This is a genomic window from Haloterrigena salina JCM 13891 (assembly GCF_000337495.1).
In the GTDB taxonomy this organism is placed as follows: domain Archaea; phylum Halobacteriota; class Halobacteria; order Halobacteriales; family Natrialbaceae; genus Haloterrigena; species Haloterrigena salina.
In genome coordinates this window covers 188,058-203,441 of the sequence record NZ_AOIS01000058.1, presented here as the reverse complement: position 1 = coordinate 203,441, position 15,384 = coordinate 188,058, and the positions used below count along the sequence as shown (strand labels likewise).

13 protein-coding genes are annotated in these 15,384 nt (G+C 67.7%); 5 read left to right on the top strand and 8 right to left on the bottom strand.

What is annotated here, in order from left to right:
- The first annotated feature begins 34 nt into the window (after nt 1–34).
- A complete protein-coding gene (locus C477_RS18445) occupies nt 35–1,156 on the top strand; it encodes a sodium:calcium antiporter (protein ID WP_008896056.1) in 1,122 nt (373 codons plus the stop codon).
- A gap of 135 nt (nt 1,157–1,291) precedes the next feature.
- On the opposite strand, the gene C477_RS18440 is transcribed toward C477_RS18445, so the two are convergent.
- The 3 genes from C477_RS18440 to C477_RS18430 are packed head-to-tail and all read right to left on the bottom strand — an operon-like array spanning nt 1,292 to nt 5,463.
- Nucleotides 1,292–2,803 (bottom strand): cupredoxin domain-containing protein, encoded by a 1,512-nt coding sequence (locus C477_RS18440; protein ID WP_008896055.1) that lies wholly within the window; start codon nt 2,801–2,803, stop codon nt 1,292–1,294.
- A gap of 41 nt (nt 2,804–2,844) precedes the next feature.
- Entirely contained in the window at nt 2,845–4,554 is a 1,710-nt protein-coding gene (locus C477_RS18435; protein WP_008896054.1) for a pyrroloquinoline quinone-dependent dehydrogenase, read from the bottom strand.
- Nucleotides 4,555–4,560: 6 nt separating this feature from the next.
- Nucleotides 4,561–5,463, bottom strand: a complete 903-nt coding sequence (locus C477_RS18430) for a hypothetical protein (RefSeq protein ID WP_008896053.1) — start codon at nt 5,461–5,463, stop codon at nt 4,561–4,563.
- 272 nt (nt 5,464–5,735) lie between these two features.
- On the opposite strand from C477_RS18430, the gene C477_RS18425 reads away from it, so the two are divergent.
- The 4 genes from C477_RS18425 (at nt 5,736) to C477_RS18410 (ending at nt 9,784) form a co-directional block, all read left to right on the top strand.
- Nucleotides 5,736–7,010 carry an ABC transporter substrate-binding protein gene (locus tag C477_RS18425; protein ID WP_008896052.1) on the top strand — a complete coding sequence of 425 codons (1,275 nt, stop codon included), beginning with the start codon at nt 5,736–5,738 and terminating at the stop codon, nt 7,008–7,010.
- The gene (locus C477_RS18420) at nt 7,007–7,813 is read left to right on the top strand and encodes an ABC transporter ATP-binding protein (protein WP_008896051.1); all 807 of its coding nucleotides are present in this window, start codon (nt 7,007–7,009) and stop codon (nt 7,811–7,813) included. The genes C477_RS18425 and C477_RS18420 overlap by 4 nt, the downstream gene beginning before the upstream one ends.
- Complete coding sequence (locus C477_RS18415) at nt 7,810–8,586, top strand: ABC transporter permease (RefSeq protein ID WP_008896050.1); 777 nt, start codon at nt 7,810–7,812, stop codon at nt 8,584–8,586. The genes C477_RS18420 and C477_RS18415 overlap by 4 nt, the downstream gene beginning before the upstream one ends.
- Nucleotides 8,587–8,908: 322 nt before the next feature.
- Nucleotides 8,909–9,784, top strand: a complete 876-nt coding sequence (locus C477_RS18410; protein WP_008896049.1) for an SAM-dependent methyltransferase — start codon at nt 8,909–8,911, stop codon at nt 9,782–9,784.
- A gap of 122 nt (nt 9,785–9,906) precedes the next feature.
- Here C477_RS18410 and C477_RS18405 read toward each other — a convergent pair whose 3' ends face one another.
- The 5 genes from C477_RS18405 to C477_RS18385 all read right to left on the bottom strand — a co-directional run bounded on the left by C477_RS18405 (nt 9,907) and on the right by C477_RS18385 (nt 15,330).
- Nucleotides 9,907–10,740, bottom strand: coding sequence for an ABC transporter permease (locus C477_RS18405; protein ID WP_169332653.1), 834 nt, complete (start codon nt 10,738–10,740; stop codon nt 9,907–9,909).
- A gap of 192 nt (nt 10,741–10,932) precedes the next feature.
- Complete coding sequence (locus tag C477_RS18400; protein ID WP_049914660.1) at nt 10,933–12,012, bottom strand: ABC transporter substrate-binding protein; 1,080 nt, start codon at nt 12,010–12,012, stop codon at nt 10,933–10,935.
- A gap of 136 nt (nt 12,013–12,148) precedes the next feature.
- On the bottom strand, nt 12,149–12,913 hold the full coding sequence (locus C477_RS18395; RefSeq protein ID WP_008896046.1) for a class I SAM-dependent methyltransferase: 765 nt from the start codon (nt 12,911–12,913) through the stop codon (nt 12,149–12,151).
- A 74-nt stretch (nt 12,914–12,987) separates the two neighbouring features.
- Nucleotides 12,988–14,910, bottom strand: coding sequence for an aldehyde ferredoxin oxidoreductase family protein (locus tag C477_RS18390; RefSeq protein ID WP_008896045.1), 1,923 nt, complete (start codon nt 14,908–14,910; stop codon nt 12,988–12,990).
- Nucleotides 14,911–15,138: 228 nt separating this feature from the next.
- Nucleotides 15,139–15,330 (bottom strand): DUF1328 family protein, encoded by a 192-nt coding sequence (locus C477_RS18385; RefSeq protein ID WP_008896044.1) that lies wholly within the window; start codon nt 15,328–15,330, stop codon nt 15,139–15,141.
- Nucleotides 15,331–15,384 lie beyond the last annotated feature (54 nt).

The following is a 15,384-nucleotide window of genomic DNA, read 5'->3' as shown; positions in this document are numbered from 1 at the left end:
GAATTAAGTGCGCCGACGTGGTTCGGGACCGCGTATGGACATCGCGGCGCTCGTCGGCCTCGCCGCCCTCTTCCTGGGAGGCGTCCTGCTGGTGATCTGGTGCGTCGAGGTCTTCATCGCGGCCGTCGCCCGCAGCGCCGTCTCGCTCGGTATTTCGGGCTTTTTCCTCGCCGTCGTGCTCGCCGGCGTCGACCTCGAGAACGCGATCCTCGGCGTCACGGCGGCGTTCGTCGACCTCCCCGATCTCGCGCTCGGAACGGTGTTCGGTGAGTCGCTGTTCGTCCTCGCGGTCGCCGTCGGCGTCGCGGGGCTCGCCGTCCCCTTCCGAATGGACGTCCCGCGACTCTATCTGTTCCTGCTCGTCCTCGTTCCCCTCCCGGCGTTCGCGCTCTCGCTCGACGGGACGCTCGACTGGACAGATGGCGCGATCCTGACGGTCCTGTTCGTCCCGCTGCTCGCCGGCATCTTCTGGCGCGAGCGCCGCTCGGAGACGACGTACCTGCTCTCGGGAGAGGTCGAGGAGGTCGTCGGCCTCGAGGCGGACGCGGAGGCGGGCGCAGCGGCGGACTCGACAGCGGTCGCAGGTACGGGCGCGGAACCCAACGGTGGCGATCGAGCGCCCGCTCTCGGTTCGGAGCGCGACGACCGACGCGCGGATCGCGACCTCGATCTCGATCTGGACCTCGACGAGTTCGTCCCCGACCTCGAAGGGAAAAGCGGACGGTTCAGCCTCGCCGTCGCCGTCCTCGCGATCGTCGGCATGACGGTCGGCTCCGGACTCACCGTGGTGAGCGCCGAAGGGATCTTCGTGGCGCTCGGCATCTCGGGGCTCGCGTTCGGCGCGACGGTGCTCTCCTTTATCGCCTCGATCGAGGAGTTGGCGCTCACCGTCGAACCGGTTCGACAGGGCCGAGCGCACCTCGCCGTGGGGAACGTCGTCGGGAGCACGGTGTTCTACGTGACGGCCAACGTCGGCCTCATCGCGTTGCTGCGCCCCGTCGATACCGCGGGCGCGGTGATGACGGTCCACTGGCCGTTTCTCGCCGCGTGTCTGCTCGTCGTCGCCGGGTTGCTCGCTCGCGGTCGCGTGACGCGGGCGGGCGGCGCGGCGCTGCTCGCGCTCTACGTCGGCTACTGGATCGCGAACTACGCGTGACGTGCGCGGCTCTCGCTCGCGACTCCGCGGACGCGGACGGTGCGACGCGCTCGATCGGGTTTCGACCCGGCGGACGCACTGTGCGCGTCGGAGCCACACCGAAAAAACGGATCGGCGTCGGACGGCGGACCGGCGTCAGTCGTCGTCGCCCGTCTCGTTGCCGGGGGTCTCGAGCGTCTCGTTTCCCTCCGTCTCGTTTCCGGCGGCTTCGATCGTCTCGTTGTCGACCGTCTCGTTGCCAGCTGTTTCGTTGCCGATTCCCTCGGCCGTCTCGTTGCTGTCCGTCTCGTTACCGGCCGTCTCGTCGCCGGCGGGGACCGCCTCGCCGTTGGCCGCGCCGCCGATGGCGATCTCGCCGACCGCATCGAGTTGCGACTGGTCCAAGTAGACGCCCATCTCCTCGTTGGCGACGAACTCGACGGTCTGGGTCTCGCCCTCCTCGCTGAGGAAGTTCGACCGGACGTACGTGTTCCACTCGTTGGTGTCGCCGCCGCTGGCGATCACGAAGTTGTGGCCGGGGAGGGGTTCGAAGACCCGGTTCTCCCCCTCGGGCTGGTGGCGACCGATCCCGTTCTCCCACTCGATCGCGTAGGTCTCGTCCGCCTCGAGTTCGAGCGTCGGGTTGGTCTGGTCGGCGATCGCTTCGGGCTCCTGTCCGACCCACTGACCCTCCTCGAGACGCATCGAGAAGGTCTCGGTCGGTTCGCCCGGATCCGTCGCGGGTAGCGTGACGGTGATCTCCTGGTCCTCGCCGTCGATCGTCACCGTGTCGGTGACCCGCTCGTGGCCGTAGGTCCAGACCTCGAGGTCGTACTCGCCGTCCTCGAGCATGTCGAAACGGGCGATCGCCGGCGCGTCCTCGTCGGCCGGCGTTTCCTCCTCCTGAACGCCGTCACTGGCCGTTTCGTTGCCGGCCGTCTCGTTACCTGCCGTTTCGTTGCCGACCGTCTCATTACCTGCCGTTTCGTTGCCGACTGTTTCGTTGCTGGCCGTCTGGTTGCCGCCTTCGTCGTCGCCCGGTTCCAATTCCTGCGACTCTCCGCTCTGGCCTTCCTGGTCCGGACCCCCTCGGGCGACGACGTTGGAGAAGGAGTGGTGATCGCCGACGAAGACCTCCGCGCCCAGCGGGTCGCCGTTCTCGTCCTCGACGCGGACGCTGAGTTCGTGGACCTCCCCCGGATCGACCAGTTCGATCGGACCGCGCATCTGAACCGGATGCGGGATGCAGTAGTACTGGGCCATTCCCTCCTCGGGAGTGATCGTGAGCGAGGTGGACTCGCCCTGTTCCTCCACGAACTCGGTCGCCTCGATCACTTCGTCCTGGTCGTCACCGATGGTGAAGTTGTGGCGCGAGCCGTCGCCGTTCGTCCAGATGATCTCGTTCTCTACGCCTTCCATCAGTCGCAGCGGCGGGTTCGAAGCGCCGTCGATCTCCGCGGGCGCGACGCCGACCCAGCCGCCGACGATGCCGAGCAGCGAGAGCGTCCGGCCCTCGACGTCGCCCTGCGCGGCCGGCAGCGGGTAGTCGACGACGTCGCGGTAGGCGCCGGCACGGCCCGTGAGCGCGGCCGTCCCGGCCAGCGCCGCCGTTCCCTTCAGCACGCCGCGACGGGAAACGTCCTCGCGTGAGCGTTGTTCGTTGGTCATAGTTGTGTTCTGTGTCGGTTGTTGGTCGTCTGTCGATCCCCTCAGGCCCCCATCGAGAACACGGCGAGCGTGTCGCCGCGGGTTCCCTGTCGGAGCCAGCCGCTGCCGCCGACCTGGACGGCCACGTACTGCTTCTCCTCGCCGGGGTCGTACCAGCTCATCGGCGAGGCGCTGATCGGGACGTCGAACTCGTGCTCCCAGAGGCGGTCGCCGCTCTCGCCGTCGTAGGCGACGAGATTTCCGTTCTGGGTCCCGTTAAAGACCAGGCCCGTCGCCGTCGACATCGAGCCGCCCCACATGTAGAACTCGTCTTCGCTCTCGATCCAGTCGCGCCAGACGCGCTCGCCCGTCGCGGGATCGACCGCGGCGAAGGCCGTGATCGACTCGTTCCACTCGTCGGGCATCTCCGAGGCCGGGTCGTCGAGGCCGCCGCCCCAGTAGGGGTTGCCCTCGCTGTACTCCTCGTAGCGCCAGTAGAGGTCCTGCGGGAAGTTCTGGTGGACGACGTAGACGTACCCCGTCTCGGGGTTGTACGACGGCGGCTGCCAGTCGTTGCCGCCCGGCGCGCCGGGGACGAACGGGATCCGCTCGTCCGCGCTGATGTGGGGGATCATCTCCCACATATTGATGTGCTGGCAGATCTCCTGGCTTCGCTCGTGGAGCTGTCCGGACTCGGCGTCCATCATGTAGACCCAGCCGGTCTTGTCGGAGCCGACGACCATCTCCGACGGGCCGTCGTCGACGTCCACGTCGCGCAACAGCACTCGCGGCGCGACCGCGTCGTAGTCCCAGACGTCGTGGGGACTGCTCTGGAAGCCCCACTGGAACTCGCCGCTCTCTAAGTCCAGCGCGATCGTGCCGCAGGTCGGGAAGTTCGGCCCCGGCCGCACCGTTCCGTCGAAGTCCGGTCCGGGGTTCGCGACCGCCGTGTAGAGGACCCCCCGTTCCTCGTCGATCGTCGGGGTCATCCAGGTCGTCCCGCAGCCGTGTTCCCGGCTCGCGCCGACCCACTCGTCCTCGGGGAGCGTGTCGGTCTGCCACTGGATCTCGCCGCTTTCCGCGTCGATCGCGGCCTCGAATCCGAGGACGCCGTACTCGCCGCCGGCGCTTCCGGTGTAGATCGTTCCGTCGTGGATCACGGGCGCCCACGTCGCGGAGTAGCCGACCTCGTGATCGGCGGTGCTCGTGTACCACTCCTCTTCGCCGGTGTACCGGTTCAGCGCGACGACGCCCGAGTCGAGCGTCGTCATGTAGACCTTGTCGCCCCAGACGGCGGCCCCGCGGTTGTTGTCGTCACAGCAGAGTTCGACGCCGATCGGGACCGCGTAGGTGTAGCTCCAGAGGACCTCCCCCTCGCGGGGGTCGATCGCCTTCATGTGATTCGGCCCGTTGGTTTGGTACATGACCGGCGGATCGCCGGGTACCACGATCGGCGTCCCCTCCATGCTCGAGCCGGTGCCGACCGACAGCTCGTACTCGAGCTCGAGGTCGGAGACGGTGTCGGGCGTGATGAGATCGGCGGTCGTGACTCGGTGCTGTTCGTAGTTGCCGCCGTACATCAGCCACGATTCCGGATCCTCGCCCGAGTTGCTCAGCATCTCCTGATCGACGTCGACCTCCGGGATCCGGTCGCTGTCGTGTTGCTGCGTGATCGATTCCTCGGGACCACCGACCAGCGTATAGCCGTCGTCGATCTCTACCAGTTCGATGTCGCGTGCGGCCTGAACGGCCCTGTCGTTTCGAAGTGCCATGGGTTATCACCTCAGTTCGCTCGGCGCGCGCATCTCGTCCGTGATGTAGAAGACGGCGTGCAGCAGCTCTTCCTGACTGACGATCTGTACGGCCGTCCCCGCGGTGAGCGCGGCGGTCAGCTGTTCGTCCGTGAACCGTTCCGCTGTGGCGAGATCGTGAGCGGCGGTCGCCGAGACGAACAGGCCGCCCAGCATCGCCTTGACGTACCACGCCGCATCGTCGAGGATCTCCTCGGTGACGAGCACCTCGTTCTGCCAGAGGTGTCTGTCGAGACCGCGGATCCACAGCAGCGCCCCGCCCATCGCCCGCTGATGTAACGGGGGAATCGTCGACGTGTCGAACTCGACGTCGTCCGGGATCTGATTCGACGGCACCCACCGCGAGAGCCGTTCGCTGTCGTTGGCGACGGCCGAAAGCAGCGCCGTCTTCTCCCCCTCGTCGAAGCCCGCGTCGTCGAGCGCCGACGAGAGCCGATCCGTCAGGACCAGTTCGCGCGCCGTGGTCTCGACGTGCTCGGCCGTGAACCGCGGCAGGGTCTCGTCGAGGCGCTCGAAGAATCCCGCCTCGAGAAGGTGGTCATAGGGGCGCCAACCGGGTTCGGCGACCTCCGTATACAGTCCCTCGGGCTCGTCCGGAACGCCCGCCTCGCGGACGTCCGGCAAGCGACCGATTTCGGCCGCGATTCGATCGCGTTCCCGCTCGATCAGGTCGGGATCGAGTCGGTCGCCGAGATCGTCTCGGATCGTCGCCCCCCTCGAGGCGAACGTCGAATCGGACCGCGGTTCGACCCGCCCCGCGAGGGTCGTCCACGTTACGTCCTCCTCACCCGCCGTATCGACGCCGAGCGCCGTCGCCAGATCGCCTCGTTCTGCGAGTCTCGTGTTCGACGCGGTTGGTGTCTGACTCATGTTACCACCACACATAGAGGACCACCACGTGTTTGGATAATACTTATCAATAGAATCGGCATCAAAATATAATATCTAAACTGATATGGAGACAGCAGAAATGAATATCTAATCGAATGTGCTATTCCGTAAGGTAACCGAACCCCGCGGAGGCCAGTCACCGGCGGCGCATCCGAACACACACCCGGTGCGTCGGCGGCGCCGTGTTCGGTTTCGCTTCCCGCGCGTAGTGCTAGCCTTATGCAGTAGGGGGTGGATCGGTACCACATCCCATGCGAACGCGTTCCGTCTGGGTACTCGACGACGAGGACGACCCGATCGTCGACAGCATCGCGGCCGGGGTCGGGCGAACGCCGGCCCGAATCCTCGCGTACCTACTCTTGCGGGCCGAGCGCGAGACCGATCCGACCACGAACGTTCGCCTGCAGATCGGCACCGGGACGAACCGAACGTCGATCAGCGAGGCGATAGCGCGACTCGAGTCCCGCGACCTGGTCGAACGGACGACCGTCAGCACGGCCGCGTCCGGCGGTCGACCGCGGACCGCGTGGCGACCGGTCGCTGACGTCGAGCGGACGATCGAAGCGACCTACGAGAGTCACGCCCGGGCGCTGCTCGAACTCGCCGAGAGCTTCCGCGGCGGCACGGCGACGGAACCGCGGTCCGAGGCGGCGGCGCCGTCCGACTCGCCGATCGAATTCGCGCTGAACTGGCGGCCGAACGCCCTCCACGTCCCGATCTACGCGGCGATCGCGGCCGAGTGGTACGACGCGTTCGGGGTCGACGTCCGGATCGATCACCGAGACGGCTCCCGGCGAGCGCTCGAGCGAGTGCGTTCGGGCGAGGCCGACCTCGCCGTCGTCGGCGCCGCGACGGTCGTCCGCGCCCGCGCTGCCGGCGAGCCGATCGTTCCGGTCGCGCTCTGCTACCAGCGGGCGATGACCGTCCTCTACACCGTCCGCGAGGTGTTCGGCGAGCCGCTGCGGAGTGTCGACCAGCTCGAGGGCCGACGGGTCGGCATGCCGCCGAACGCCGAGACGCGCCTGCTCGGACGACTCTTTCTCTCGCAGATCGCGGTCGACGAGGACGTCGCAGTCGTCGATACGAACGGCGAGGAGCGCGACGCCCTCCGTCGGGGCGAGGCCGACGTCGTGACCGGATCGATCGCCGACCCGCGAGAGCTCGAGCGAGAGGGAGCGACCGTCGACGTGCTCCCGATCACCGCTCACTTCCCGGTCTACGGGCCGACGATCGTCGTCCGCGAGCGGACGCTCGACGAGCGGACGCGGGAGATCGCGAACGTCCTCGCGGGGACGACCGGCGGCTGGGCCGCGGCGCGTCGCGATCCCGGCCCGGCGGCCGAGCGAATCGCCGCGGAGAGCGACGACCCGCCGGAGCGAATTCGGCGAACGTTCGCTCGCGCGGCGGCCGACGTCGGCACCAGCGACGCCGTCCGCGAACGCGGCTGGGGCTGGCACCGAGCCGAGATGTGGGACCGCCTCCGAACGGCCTTAGCGCAGGGTTCGCTGCTCGGTGATGAAGCGTGATCGACCTCGCGGACGTCACGGTTCGGTTCGACGACGTCACCGCGATCGAAGACGTCGACCTCCGGATCGACGACGGCGAGTTCGTCACGGTCGTCGGCCCGTCGGGCTGCGGGAAGACGACGCTGCTGCGGACGATCGGCGGCCTCCAGACGCCGACGACCGGCCGCGTGCGCATCGACGGGAAGCCGCCCGCGGCCGCACAGGCCGGTGCCGACCTCGGCTTCGTCTTCCAGCGCCACACCCTCTTCCAGTGGAAGACCGCCCTCGAGAACGTCACCTTTCTCCGGCGGCTGGCCGGCGAAGAGCCCGACGAGACCGACGCGCGGGCGCTGCTGGAGACGATGGGCCTCGAGGGGTTCGCGGACGCGCGGCCGGCGCGGCTTTCGGGCGGGATGCGCCAGCGGGTCGCGATCGCCCGCGCGCTCCACCTCGGCGCGGACGTACTCCTGATGGACGAGCCGTTCGGCGAACTCGACGAGATCACGCGCGACGAACTCGGCGTCGAGATCCGGGACGTCTGGCGCCGCGAGCGCAAGACGGTCGTCTTCGTCACCCACAGCGTCCCCGAGGCAGTGTTCCTCGCCGATCGCTGTCTCGTCGTCTGCGGACAACCGGGCCGGATCGAGGCCGACTACGAGATCGATCTGCCCGAACCGCGGGACGCGAATGTCTTCGGCTCGCGGGCGTTCCAGGAACAGGTCGCGACCGTCCGACGGACGCTCCACGAGGCCCACGACCGAGACCGGGAGCGGGATCTGGGGCGAGATCAGAGACGAGAGCGAGATCGGGGGCGAGACCGATGACGACGCGAATACGGACGCTCGCGGGCGACGTCTTCTTCCCGACCGCCGCGCTGGCCGTCGCCGCGCTGTGCTGGTGGGCGGTGGCGGTCGTCGGCGACGTGCCGGCGTTCGTCCTGCCCGCGCCCGGCGCCGTCGTCGCCCGACTGGTCGGGAACCCGACGCTGTACGTCCACAACGCGTGGTACACCCTCGAGAAAGTCCTCTACGGCGGCAGCGTCGGGATCGCGGCCGGCTTCCTACTGGCGGTACTGGTCGCCTACCTCCCCTGGTTCCGGACGGCGGTCTACCCCTATCTGGTGGCCGTCAGAGTCCTGCCGAAGCTCGCCGTCGCGCCGCTGCTGTTGATCTACCTCGGGACGGGAACGGAGACCGCCGTCGTTTTCGTCGCGCTCATCACCTTCTTCCCGCTCGTGCTGAGCACCGCCGCCGGCCTCGAGCGCGCGCCGTCGGCCCACCGCGATCTGCTGCGGTCGGTCGACGCCGGCCCGCTCGAGCGGATCGTCTACGTCGACCTCCCGTACGCGCTGCCGGACGTCTTCGCGGGGCTCAAGCAGTCGGTGACTCTCGCGGTGGTGGGCGCAGTCGTCGCGGAGTGGGTGATCGCGGACCGCGGGTTGGGCTTTCTGATTCTGATGGGCTCGGAGAACGTCCGCCCGGACGTCATGCTCGCGGCGCTCGCGGTGTTGCTGGCGCTGGGACTGTCGCTGTACGGGACGGTGGTGCTCGTCCAGCGCGGCGTGAGGCGGTGGCTGGGGCTCGAGGCGACGGGTTGATCGCGGTAAGTAGTTGTCGCCGTTTATGGTCCTTCTTCGTCGTCACACGCGAATCCCGCGACGAGAACGGGCGAAGCAGTTACCGGAACGATTACCGATCACCGGCCGTCCGTCGAAATCCGACTGCTGCATACAGAGAGCGTATCTCGCGCCTCTTGTGTTGAGACGAAACTACCCGCGAATTCGCGACGGTCGTGTAAACGCTATCGTGCCTGAGACCGTAGCCATCTAGAATGGAACCGTCCGAACTCAACTCAAGAGAGAACGGGAGCAACGCGGTGGCCGGCCACTGTGACGTCTCCTGCCGAGAGAGGGTACGATCATGACGAGCGACGAATCGAAAGCGGACAGCCCCCGCGAAGCGGCCTTGAACGAACACTACGGAGCGACCGACCTCGGCGACGAAATCCTCGTCGCCCTCGAAGCCGCCGGGAAAGACGTCGACGCGCTCACTCGGGACGATATCGCGTCGTTCGACGAGTTCCACATCCGCGGCCGCGAGGCGACCCGAGAAGTAGCCGACCTCGCGGGGGTCGAAGCCCGCTCTCGCGTCCTCGACGTCGGGTGTGGGATCGGCGGGCCCGCTCGCACCCTCGCTTCCGAGTTCGGTTGCGACGTCGTCGGAATCGATATCGTCGAGGAGTACTGTCGGGCTGCGACGCTCTTTACCGATCGAGTGGGGTTGACCGACACCGTCCGCTTCCAGCGCGGAAATGCCCTCGACCTGCCGTTCGAGGACGAGGCGTTCGACGTCGTTTGGTTCGAGCACACGCTGCTGAACGTCGAGGCCACGGGAGCGGCGGTCGAGGAAGCGGGGCGCGTCTGCAGACCAGGGGGTACGCTCGCACTGTACGAAATCTGTGCCGGCTCCGGGGGCGAGCCGGTGTTCCCGGTCCCCTGGTCGTCGGACGGATCCCTCAGCTACCTCGATCCGCCCGAGCGACTCCGGGAGATCGTCCTCGATCGCGGCTTCGACGAGATCGCCTGGAGGGACGTCACGGAGCCGAGCCTCGAGTGGTTTCGGAACGTGGTGGAGTCGATGCGATCGCGGCCGGCGGACGCGCCGCCACCGCTCGGACTCAACCTCCTGATGGGAGCGGAAACGCCGGTCAAAGCGGCGAACGTCGTCCGGAACCTCGAAGAAGACCGGATCGCCGTCGTCCAGGGCGTGTACGAACGCGTGAGTGAGGTGCCCTAACCCGATCTAGACGTCCGTATCGTTCGGGGCGATCTTCTACCTGTCCTCGGTGCCGGAGACGCGCGTTCCATTACGCGGTGTCGAAACCGGCACGCGCATCTGAGAGCCGCTACCGTTCGAGACTATCGTTCGGAAGCCGACCACAGCAATCGCTCGAGCGCCACCGGGACCAGATAGAACCCGACGCCCAGTGCCGAGAGGACGACCAGCGCCGCGTAGGTCTCGGCCGTCTCGAGGTACGTCGCCGTGTCGAACACCCGGTAGCCCAGTCCGGCCCGGAGCGTGACGAACTCGGCGACGACCGCGCCGATGACCGACAGCGTGGCCGCGATCTTGAACCCGGCGACGACGCTCGGCGCGGCGACCGGCACGCGGACGAACAGGAAGGTCTCGAGCCGCGACGCGCCCACGGAGTCGGCGAGGTCGAGGTACGGCGCCGGCGTCTCCCGCAGCCCGTCGAGCGCGGCGATGGTCATCGGAAAGACGGTCAGCGTCGCGACGAGCAGCGCCCGCGCCGGGATTCCGCGGCCGAACCAGAGGAACAGCAGCGGCGCGACGGCGATCAGCGGCGCGATCCGTAAGGCGACGACGTAGGGCACCAGCGTCCGCGTCGCCGTCCGCGAGTAAGTCATCCCGAACGCGAGCGCGAAGCCGACGAGACCGCCGGCGAGCAGCCCCGCTGCGGCGGTGACGCCCGTCACGACCGCATCGCCGAGCAAGGTCGGATACGTCTCGAGCAGCGCGGTCGCGACGTCGGTCGGCGACGGGAGGATCAGCGTCGGGAGCCCGGTGACGACGACGGCCGCCTGCCACGCGGCGAGCAGAACGACGAAGACGAACGCCGGCGGTCCGACGCGTTTCCCGACGGGCGCGGCTCGATCGCGAACGGATCGCGATCGCCCGATCGACGGCGTCCGGATCGGGCGGCGGTTCGTATCGGTCCGTTCGTCGGGCATCGCTCCCGCTCTCGATCCGTCCCCCTCGGACATCGATTCCGTCCCGCCGTCGGCCACTGACTCCGTACGTCGATCGGTCATCGATCTCGGTCCCGTCTCGACGACGGTTCGCTGGCGCTCCATCGACGCCGTCGAATCCGCCGTCCCTCGGTCGGCCGCCGGTTCGCGGCGCGCCTCGAGGCTCGCGGGCGGTTAGGACTCGACCCGCGCCGCGTAGTCGGCGATGTGTTCGGATTCATCGTCGAGGTAGTCGTTCGTCCACACCGTTTCGGGATCGACGTCGTCCTCGAAGACGTCGGCCGCCGCGAGCGTCTCGTAGGTCTCCGTCCACGGTCTCGATTCGCTGTATCCCCAGCCGCGCTCGCGGACGGTCTCCGAGAACATGTACTCGGCGTGCATCCGGTCCCACTTGTCGGCCTGATTCTCGCGGACCTCCTCGAGTTCGGGCTGGGCGTCGACGAGGAAGGCGATCGCGTCAGCGGGGTTGGTACTCGCCCAGACGGCGCCTCGCGCGGTCGCGCGGAGGAACGAGCGGACGGTCGCCTCGTTCGATTCGGCGAACTCCGCGTCGGTCGCGACGAGGTGGCCGTACGAGCGGATCGTCTCGTCGATCGAGAGCACGTCGACGGTCGCGCCCTGCTGTTCGGCGTCGACGACGTCGCCGAACACGCCGCCGGCGGCGTCGAGGTCGCCCGCGAGCAGCTGCTGGACGGTGTCGAACCCGGCGTCGACGTAGTCGACGGACCCGAGGACGCCGTGGTGTTCGAGGTACGCCTCGGTCATCTGGCGGACCATGCCGGGACCGCTACCGACCGTGGCCCCCTCGAGTTGCCCGGGATCGGTCAGTTCGCCGAACCCGTCGCGGGTCGCGAAGACGACGTTCGGGTTGCGCTGCATGACGACCGCGACGCAGCGCGGCGAGAGCCCGCGGCTGTTGACGTTCAGCAGTTGATCGGCGCTCGTGATCGCGAACTCGACGTTCCCCAGTCCGGCCTGGTTCGCGGCGAAGTCCGAGCCGTCCCCGCTCTCGATATCAACGCTCTCGAACCCCTCGTCCGCGTAAAATCCGTTCTCACGGGCCGCGACGTAGGGCGCGTGCAGCCCGCTGATCCGCCAGTTGAGCAGCAGCGAGACGTCGGTGACGGCGGGCTCGCCGTCGGCGGTATCGCCCGAGTCACTCCCACCCGGACCGCCGAGACAGCCCGCAACGGTCGCGGTCACGCCCCCCGCGACGGCGAGGAACCGGCGGCGATCGCAGCATGTGTTTGTCATTATCTCCCACAACGGGTGCTAACCACGAACCTCGGAATAAAGGATTTGTACGTTCCGTTAAGTAGTCCGTTTCCGGTGACCGTCTCGAGGCGGTGCCGGCCGGCGGTCCGGCCGACGGGAGCCGACGGCGGGCGGGCTACCCGTCGTTCCCGATTCGCGGCGTCGCGACGATCACGAGATAGGGGGCCCCGGTATCGCGTTCGAGTCGCTCGAGCGACTCGATCCGGAAGCCCGCCGCGGTGACGCGATCCGTCCAGTAGGGCTCGGGGTGACGGGAAACGCCGTCGGGGGTCAACGGCAACTCGAGAACCCCGAGCGTTCCGTCGGGTTCGCAGACGCGACGGATCTCGCGCAGCGTTCGATCCGCGGCCGGCGCCTCGAGGTCGTGGAGGACGCGACAGGCGGTGACGAGTGGAATCGAGTCGTCGGCGAACGGCAGCGCCGCCGCGTCGCCGGCGACCGGCGTCACCGCGAGGCCGGCGCGGGACCCGTTCCGGCGGGCGAGCGCGGGGCCGTTCCCGAGGATGATCCGATCGTCGAAGACGTCGAACCCGATCACGTCCGCGTCGGGCGAGACGGACGGTGCGAGACCCACGAGCGACCGGCCGGTGCCACAGCCGACGTCGAGCACCAGATCGGCGTCGGCGAGAGGGAGGCGGACCGCCAGCGCGTCGTACTTGGCTCGCTCGAGCGCCCACGGTGGCGGCGACAGGAGGCGTCGCAGCACGCGGACGGTGTAAACGGCCGCGCCGAACGTCGCCCCGGCCGCGGCCAGCCGAACTCGAGCGTCGTTCGTCCGCCGTCGAACGGCGACGCCGAGGACGGCGGCGACGAGCGCGGCGGCTATCGAACGGACCCGTCGTCGCCAGTGATAGACGCCAAAGTTGTATCGCGAAGCCATCGTCCGAACCGCTGGCGCCGAAAAGCCGTCGTCCGAACGACCCGACGACCGGGCCGACCGGCTTGCGTCGGCGGTCAGTCGTCGGCCGGGGCCGCCGAATCGCCCGCGGAGACGCCCGTGCCGGGGCCGATATCGATGCCCAACTCGTCGAGTTTCTCGTCGGGGACGACGCCGTCGACCCAGCCGCGGTGGTCGTAGTACTCCGCCTTCATCTCCTCGAGTTCGCAGTACTCGCCCTCGCTGGCGCCCTGGCCGGGGATGCCGTCCTCGAGGAAGCGCTCGGGTAGCGAGTCGTCGCTGCCGTCGAAGCCGACGAGGTTGTTGTAGTACCGTTCGAGGTTGTAGATGCGCTCGCCCGCCTCGAGGAGTTCGTCTTCGGTGACGTCGAGACCGGTCATCCCGTTGTACTGGGTGACGTACTCCTCGATGCCCTCGGCGAAGGCGTTGAATTTGCAGATGTCGAAGCTGTCCGAGATCGCGTGCAGATCCTGGAACTGGGCGGTGAGTTCGCCCTTGCCCTCGTACTCGTAGGGGTCGACCTTCTCGGGGATCCCGAGGATTTCGGCGGCCGGCGTGTAGCCGCGCAGGTGGCAGGCCCCGCGGTTCGAGGTGGCGTAGCCGATGCCCATCCCCTTCATGCAGCGGGGGTCGTAGGCGGCGATGGTCTGGCCCTTGACCGCGAGCGAGTTCTCCTCGGCGTCCTTGCGGTCGGCGACGCGCTTCGGGCCCTCGGCGAGCAGGTCCGCGAGGTCGTCCTCGCGGTGGGCGATCCGCTCGATCAGCTCGATCATCGTCTCGGAGTCGCCCCAGTCGAGTCCGCCTTCGTCCTCGAGTTTGCCCTCCTCGGTCATCTCCATGGCCATCGCGAGCATGTTGCCGGTATCGATGGTGTCGACGCCCATGTCGTTACACCGGTCGATCATGAGGGCGATGTCGTCGCGCTCGGTGTGCCCGGAGTTCGGGCCGAGCGCGTAGGCCGACTCGTACTCGTAGGACTCGGTGCGAACGTTCATCTCCTCGCCCTTGTGCATCGCCGTCACCTCGACTTCCTTCTTACAGGCGACCGGACAGGAGTGACAGGTGGGTTCGTCGACGAGGATGTTCTCGCGGACGTTCTCGCCGGAGACGCGCTCGGCGTCGATATCGGCGCCCTCGGCATCGCGCATGCTTTCGGTCGAGGTGTACCGGCCGTTCTTCGTCGGGAGACCGTCCATCTCCTCACCGATGTTCATGAGGACGTTGGTGCCGTACATCGAGAGCCCGCCCTCGTTCGGTGCGGTGACTTCTGACTCCTGGATGGCCTGCATGGCCTGTTGGTGGCCCTCCATGAACGTCTCCTTATCCGCCGGTTTGGGCATCTTCGTCCCGGACTTGACGACGATCGCCTTGAGGTTCTTCGACCCCATGACGCAGCCGGTGCCGCCGCGACCGGAGGCCCGATCGTCCTCGTTCATGATGCAGGCGTACTTGACGCCGTTCTCGCCGCCGGGGCCGATCCCCATGATCGAGAGGTTCTTGCCGAAGGCGCCGTCGACCTCCTCCTCGATCGCGTCGCGCGTGTCGTGAAAGCCCTCGCCCCAGAGGTGGGAGGCGTCCCGAAGTTCGACCTCGCCGTCCTCGACGTAGGCGTAGACCGGCTCGTCGGCCTCCCCTTCGACCAGCAGCCCATCGAAGCCCGCCCACTTCAGCCGGGCGCCCGACCAGCCGCCGTGGTGGCTGTCCGTAACGGTGCCCGTCAGCGGCGACTTCGTACAGACGGCGATCCGACCGCTCATCGTCGTCTGGGTTCCCGACAGCGGCCCGTTCATGAAGGCCAGAAGGTTGTCCGGCCCGAGCGGGTCGACGTCCGGTCCCTGTTCGAAGACGTACTTTACCCCGAGGCCGCGCGCCCCGATATACTTCTCCGCGTCTTCGTCGTCGATCGGCTCGTAGTCGACCGACCCCTCCGAGAGATCGATGCGGGCGACGTGGTCCTGGAATCCACCGATATCAGTCATGATAACTCCACACCGTTCAATTAGTCGTCTATAGTGTTAGTCGTTCTCACCCCAATATAACCGAATTTGGTTACGTGATCGATCGCGACGTCGCTCGATCGGTCAGGAGCCGTCCGGACAACGTGCTTACCCACCGGATCGATCGGCGGTCGCAAATACTGCGGCGTCGTAACTGACACGACTCGAGTCGGCGGCCGGAACCGCCGATTTTGCGGCGCCAGACGCCCGCTACAGGAGCAAGGAGACGATCGCGAGGATGATGAAGATCAGCACGAAGATCCGCGCGACCTCCATGGAGATCCCCGCGACGCCGCGAGCGCCGACGGCGGCCGCGACGATCGCCAGGACGAAGAAGATCACTGCCCAGTACAGGAACCCGCCGCCAGCCTGAAGCGGTACCGACGTTACGAGGTGGAACATACGCCGGTCTATCACGAAGGGACAGATAAACCTCGGCGACCGTCCAACCGCTAG

Bases quoted from the DNA above. Each gene is read 5' to 3' on its own strand.
- C477_RS18445 (WP_008896056.1), top strand. From the start codon at position 35: ATGGACATCGCGGCGCTCGTCGGCCTCGCCGCCCTCTTCCTGGGAGGC.
- C477_RS18440 (WP_008896055.1), bottom strand. From the start codon at position 2,803: ATGACCAACGAACAACGCTCACGCGAGGACGTTTCCCGTCGCGGCGTG.
- C477_RS18435 (WP_008896054.1), bottom strand. From the start codon at position 4,554: ATGGCACTTCGAAACGACAGGGCCGTTCAGGCCGCACGCGACATCGAA.
- C477_RS18430 (WP_008896053.1), bottom strand. From the start codon at position 5,463: ATGAGTCAGACACCAACCGCGTCGAACACGAGACTCGCAGAACGAGGC.
- C477_RS18425 (WP_008896052.1), top strand. From the start codon at position 5,736: ATGCGAACGCGTTCCGTCTGGGTACTCGACGACGAGGACGACCCGATC.
- C477_RS18415 (WP_008896050.1), top strand. From the start codon at position 7,810: ATGACGACGCGAATACGGACGCTCGCGGGCGACGTCTTCTTCCCGACC.
- C477_RS18410 (WP_008896049.1), top strand. From the start codon at position 8,909: ATGACGAGCGACGAATCGAAAGCGGACAGCCCCCGCGAAGCGGCCTTG.
- C477_RS18405 (WP_169332653.1), bottom strand. From the start codon at position 10,740: ATGCCCGACGAACGGACCGATACGAACCGCCGCCCGATCCGGACGCCG.
- C477_RS18400 (WP_049914660.1), bottom strand. From the start codon at position 12,012: ATGACAAACACATGCTGCGATCGCCGCCGGTTCCTCGCCGTCGCGGGG.
- C477_RS18395 (WP_008896046.1), bottom strand. From the start codon at position 12,913: ATGGCTTCGCGATACAACTTTGGCGTCTATCACTGGCGACGACGGGTC.
- C477_RS18390 (WP_008896045.1), bottom strand. From the start codon at position 14,910: ATGACTGATATCGGTGGATTCCAGGACCACGTCGCCCGCATCGATCTC.
- C477_RS18385 (WP_008896044.1), bottom strand. From the start codon at position 15,330: ATGTTCCACCTCGTAACGTCGGTACCGCTTCAGGCTGGCGGCGGGTTC.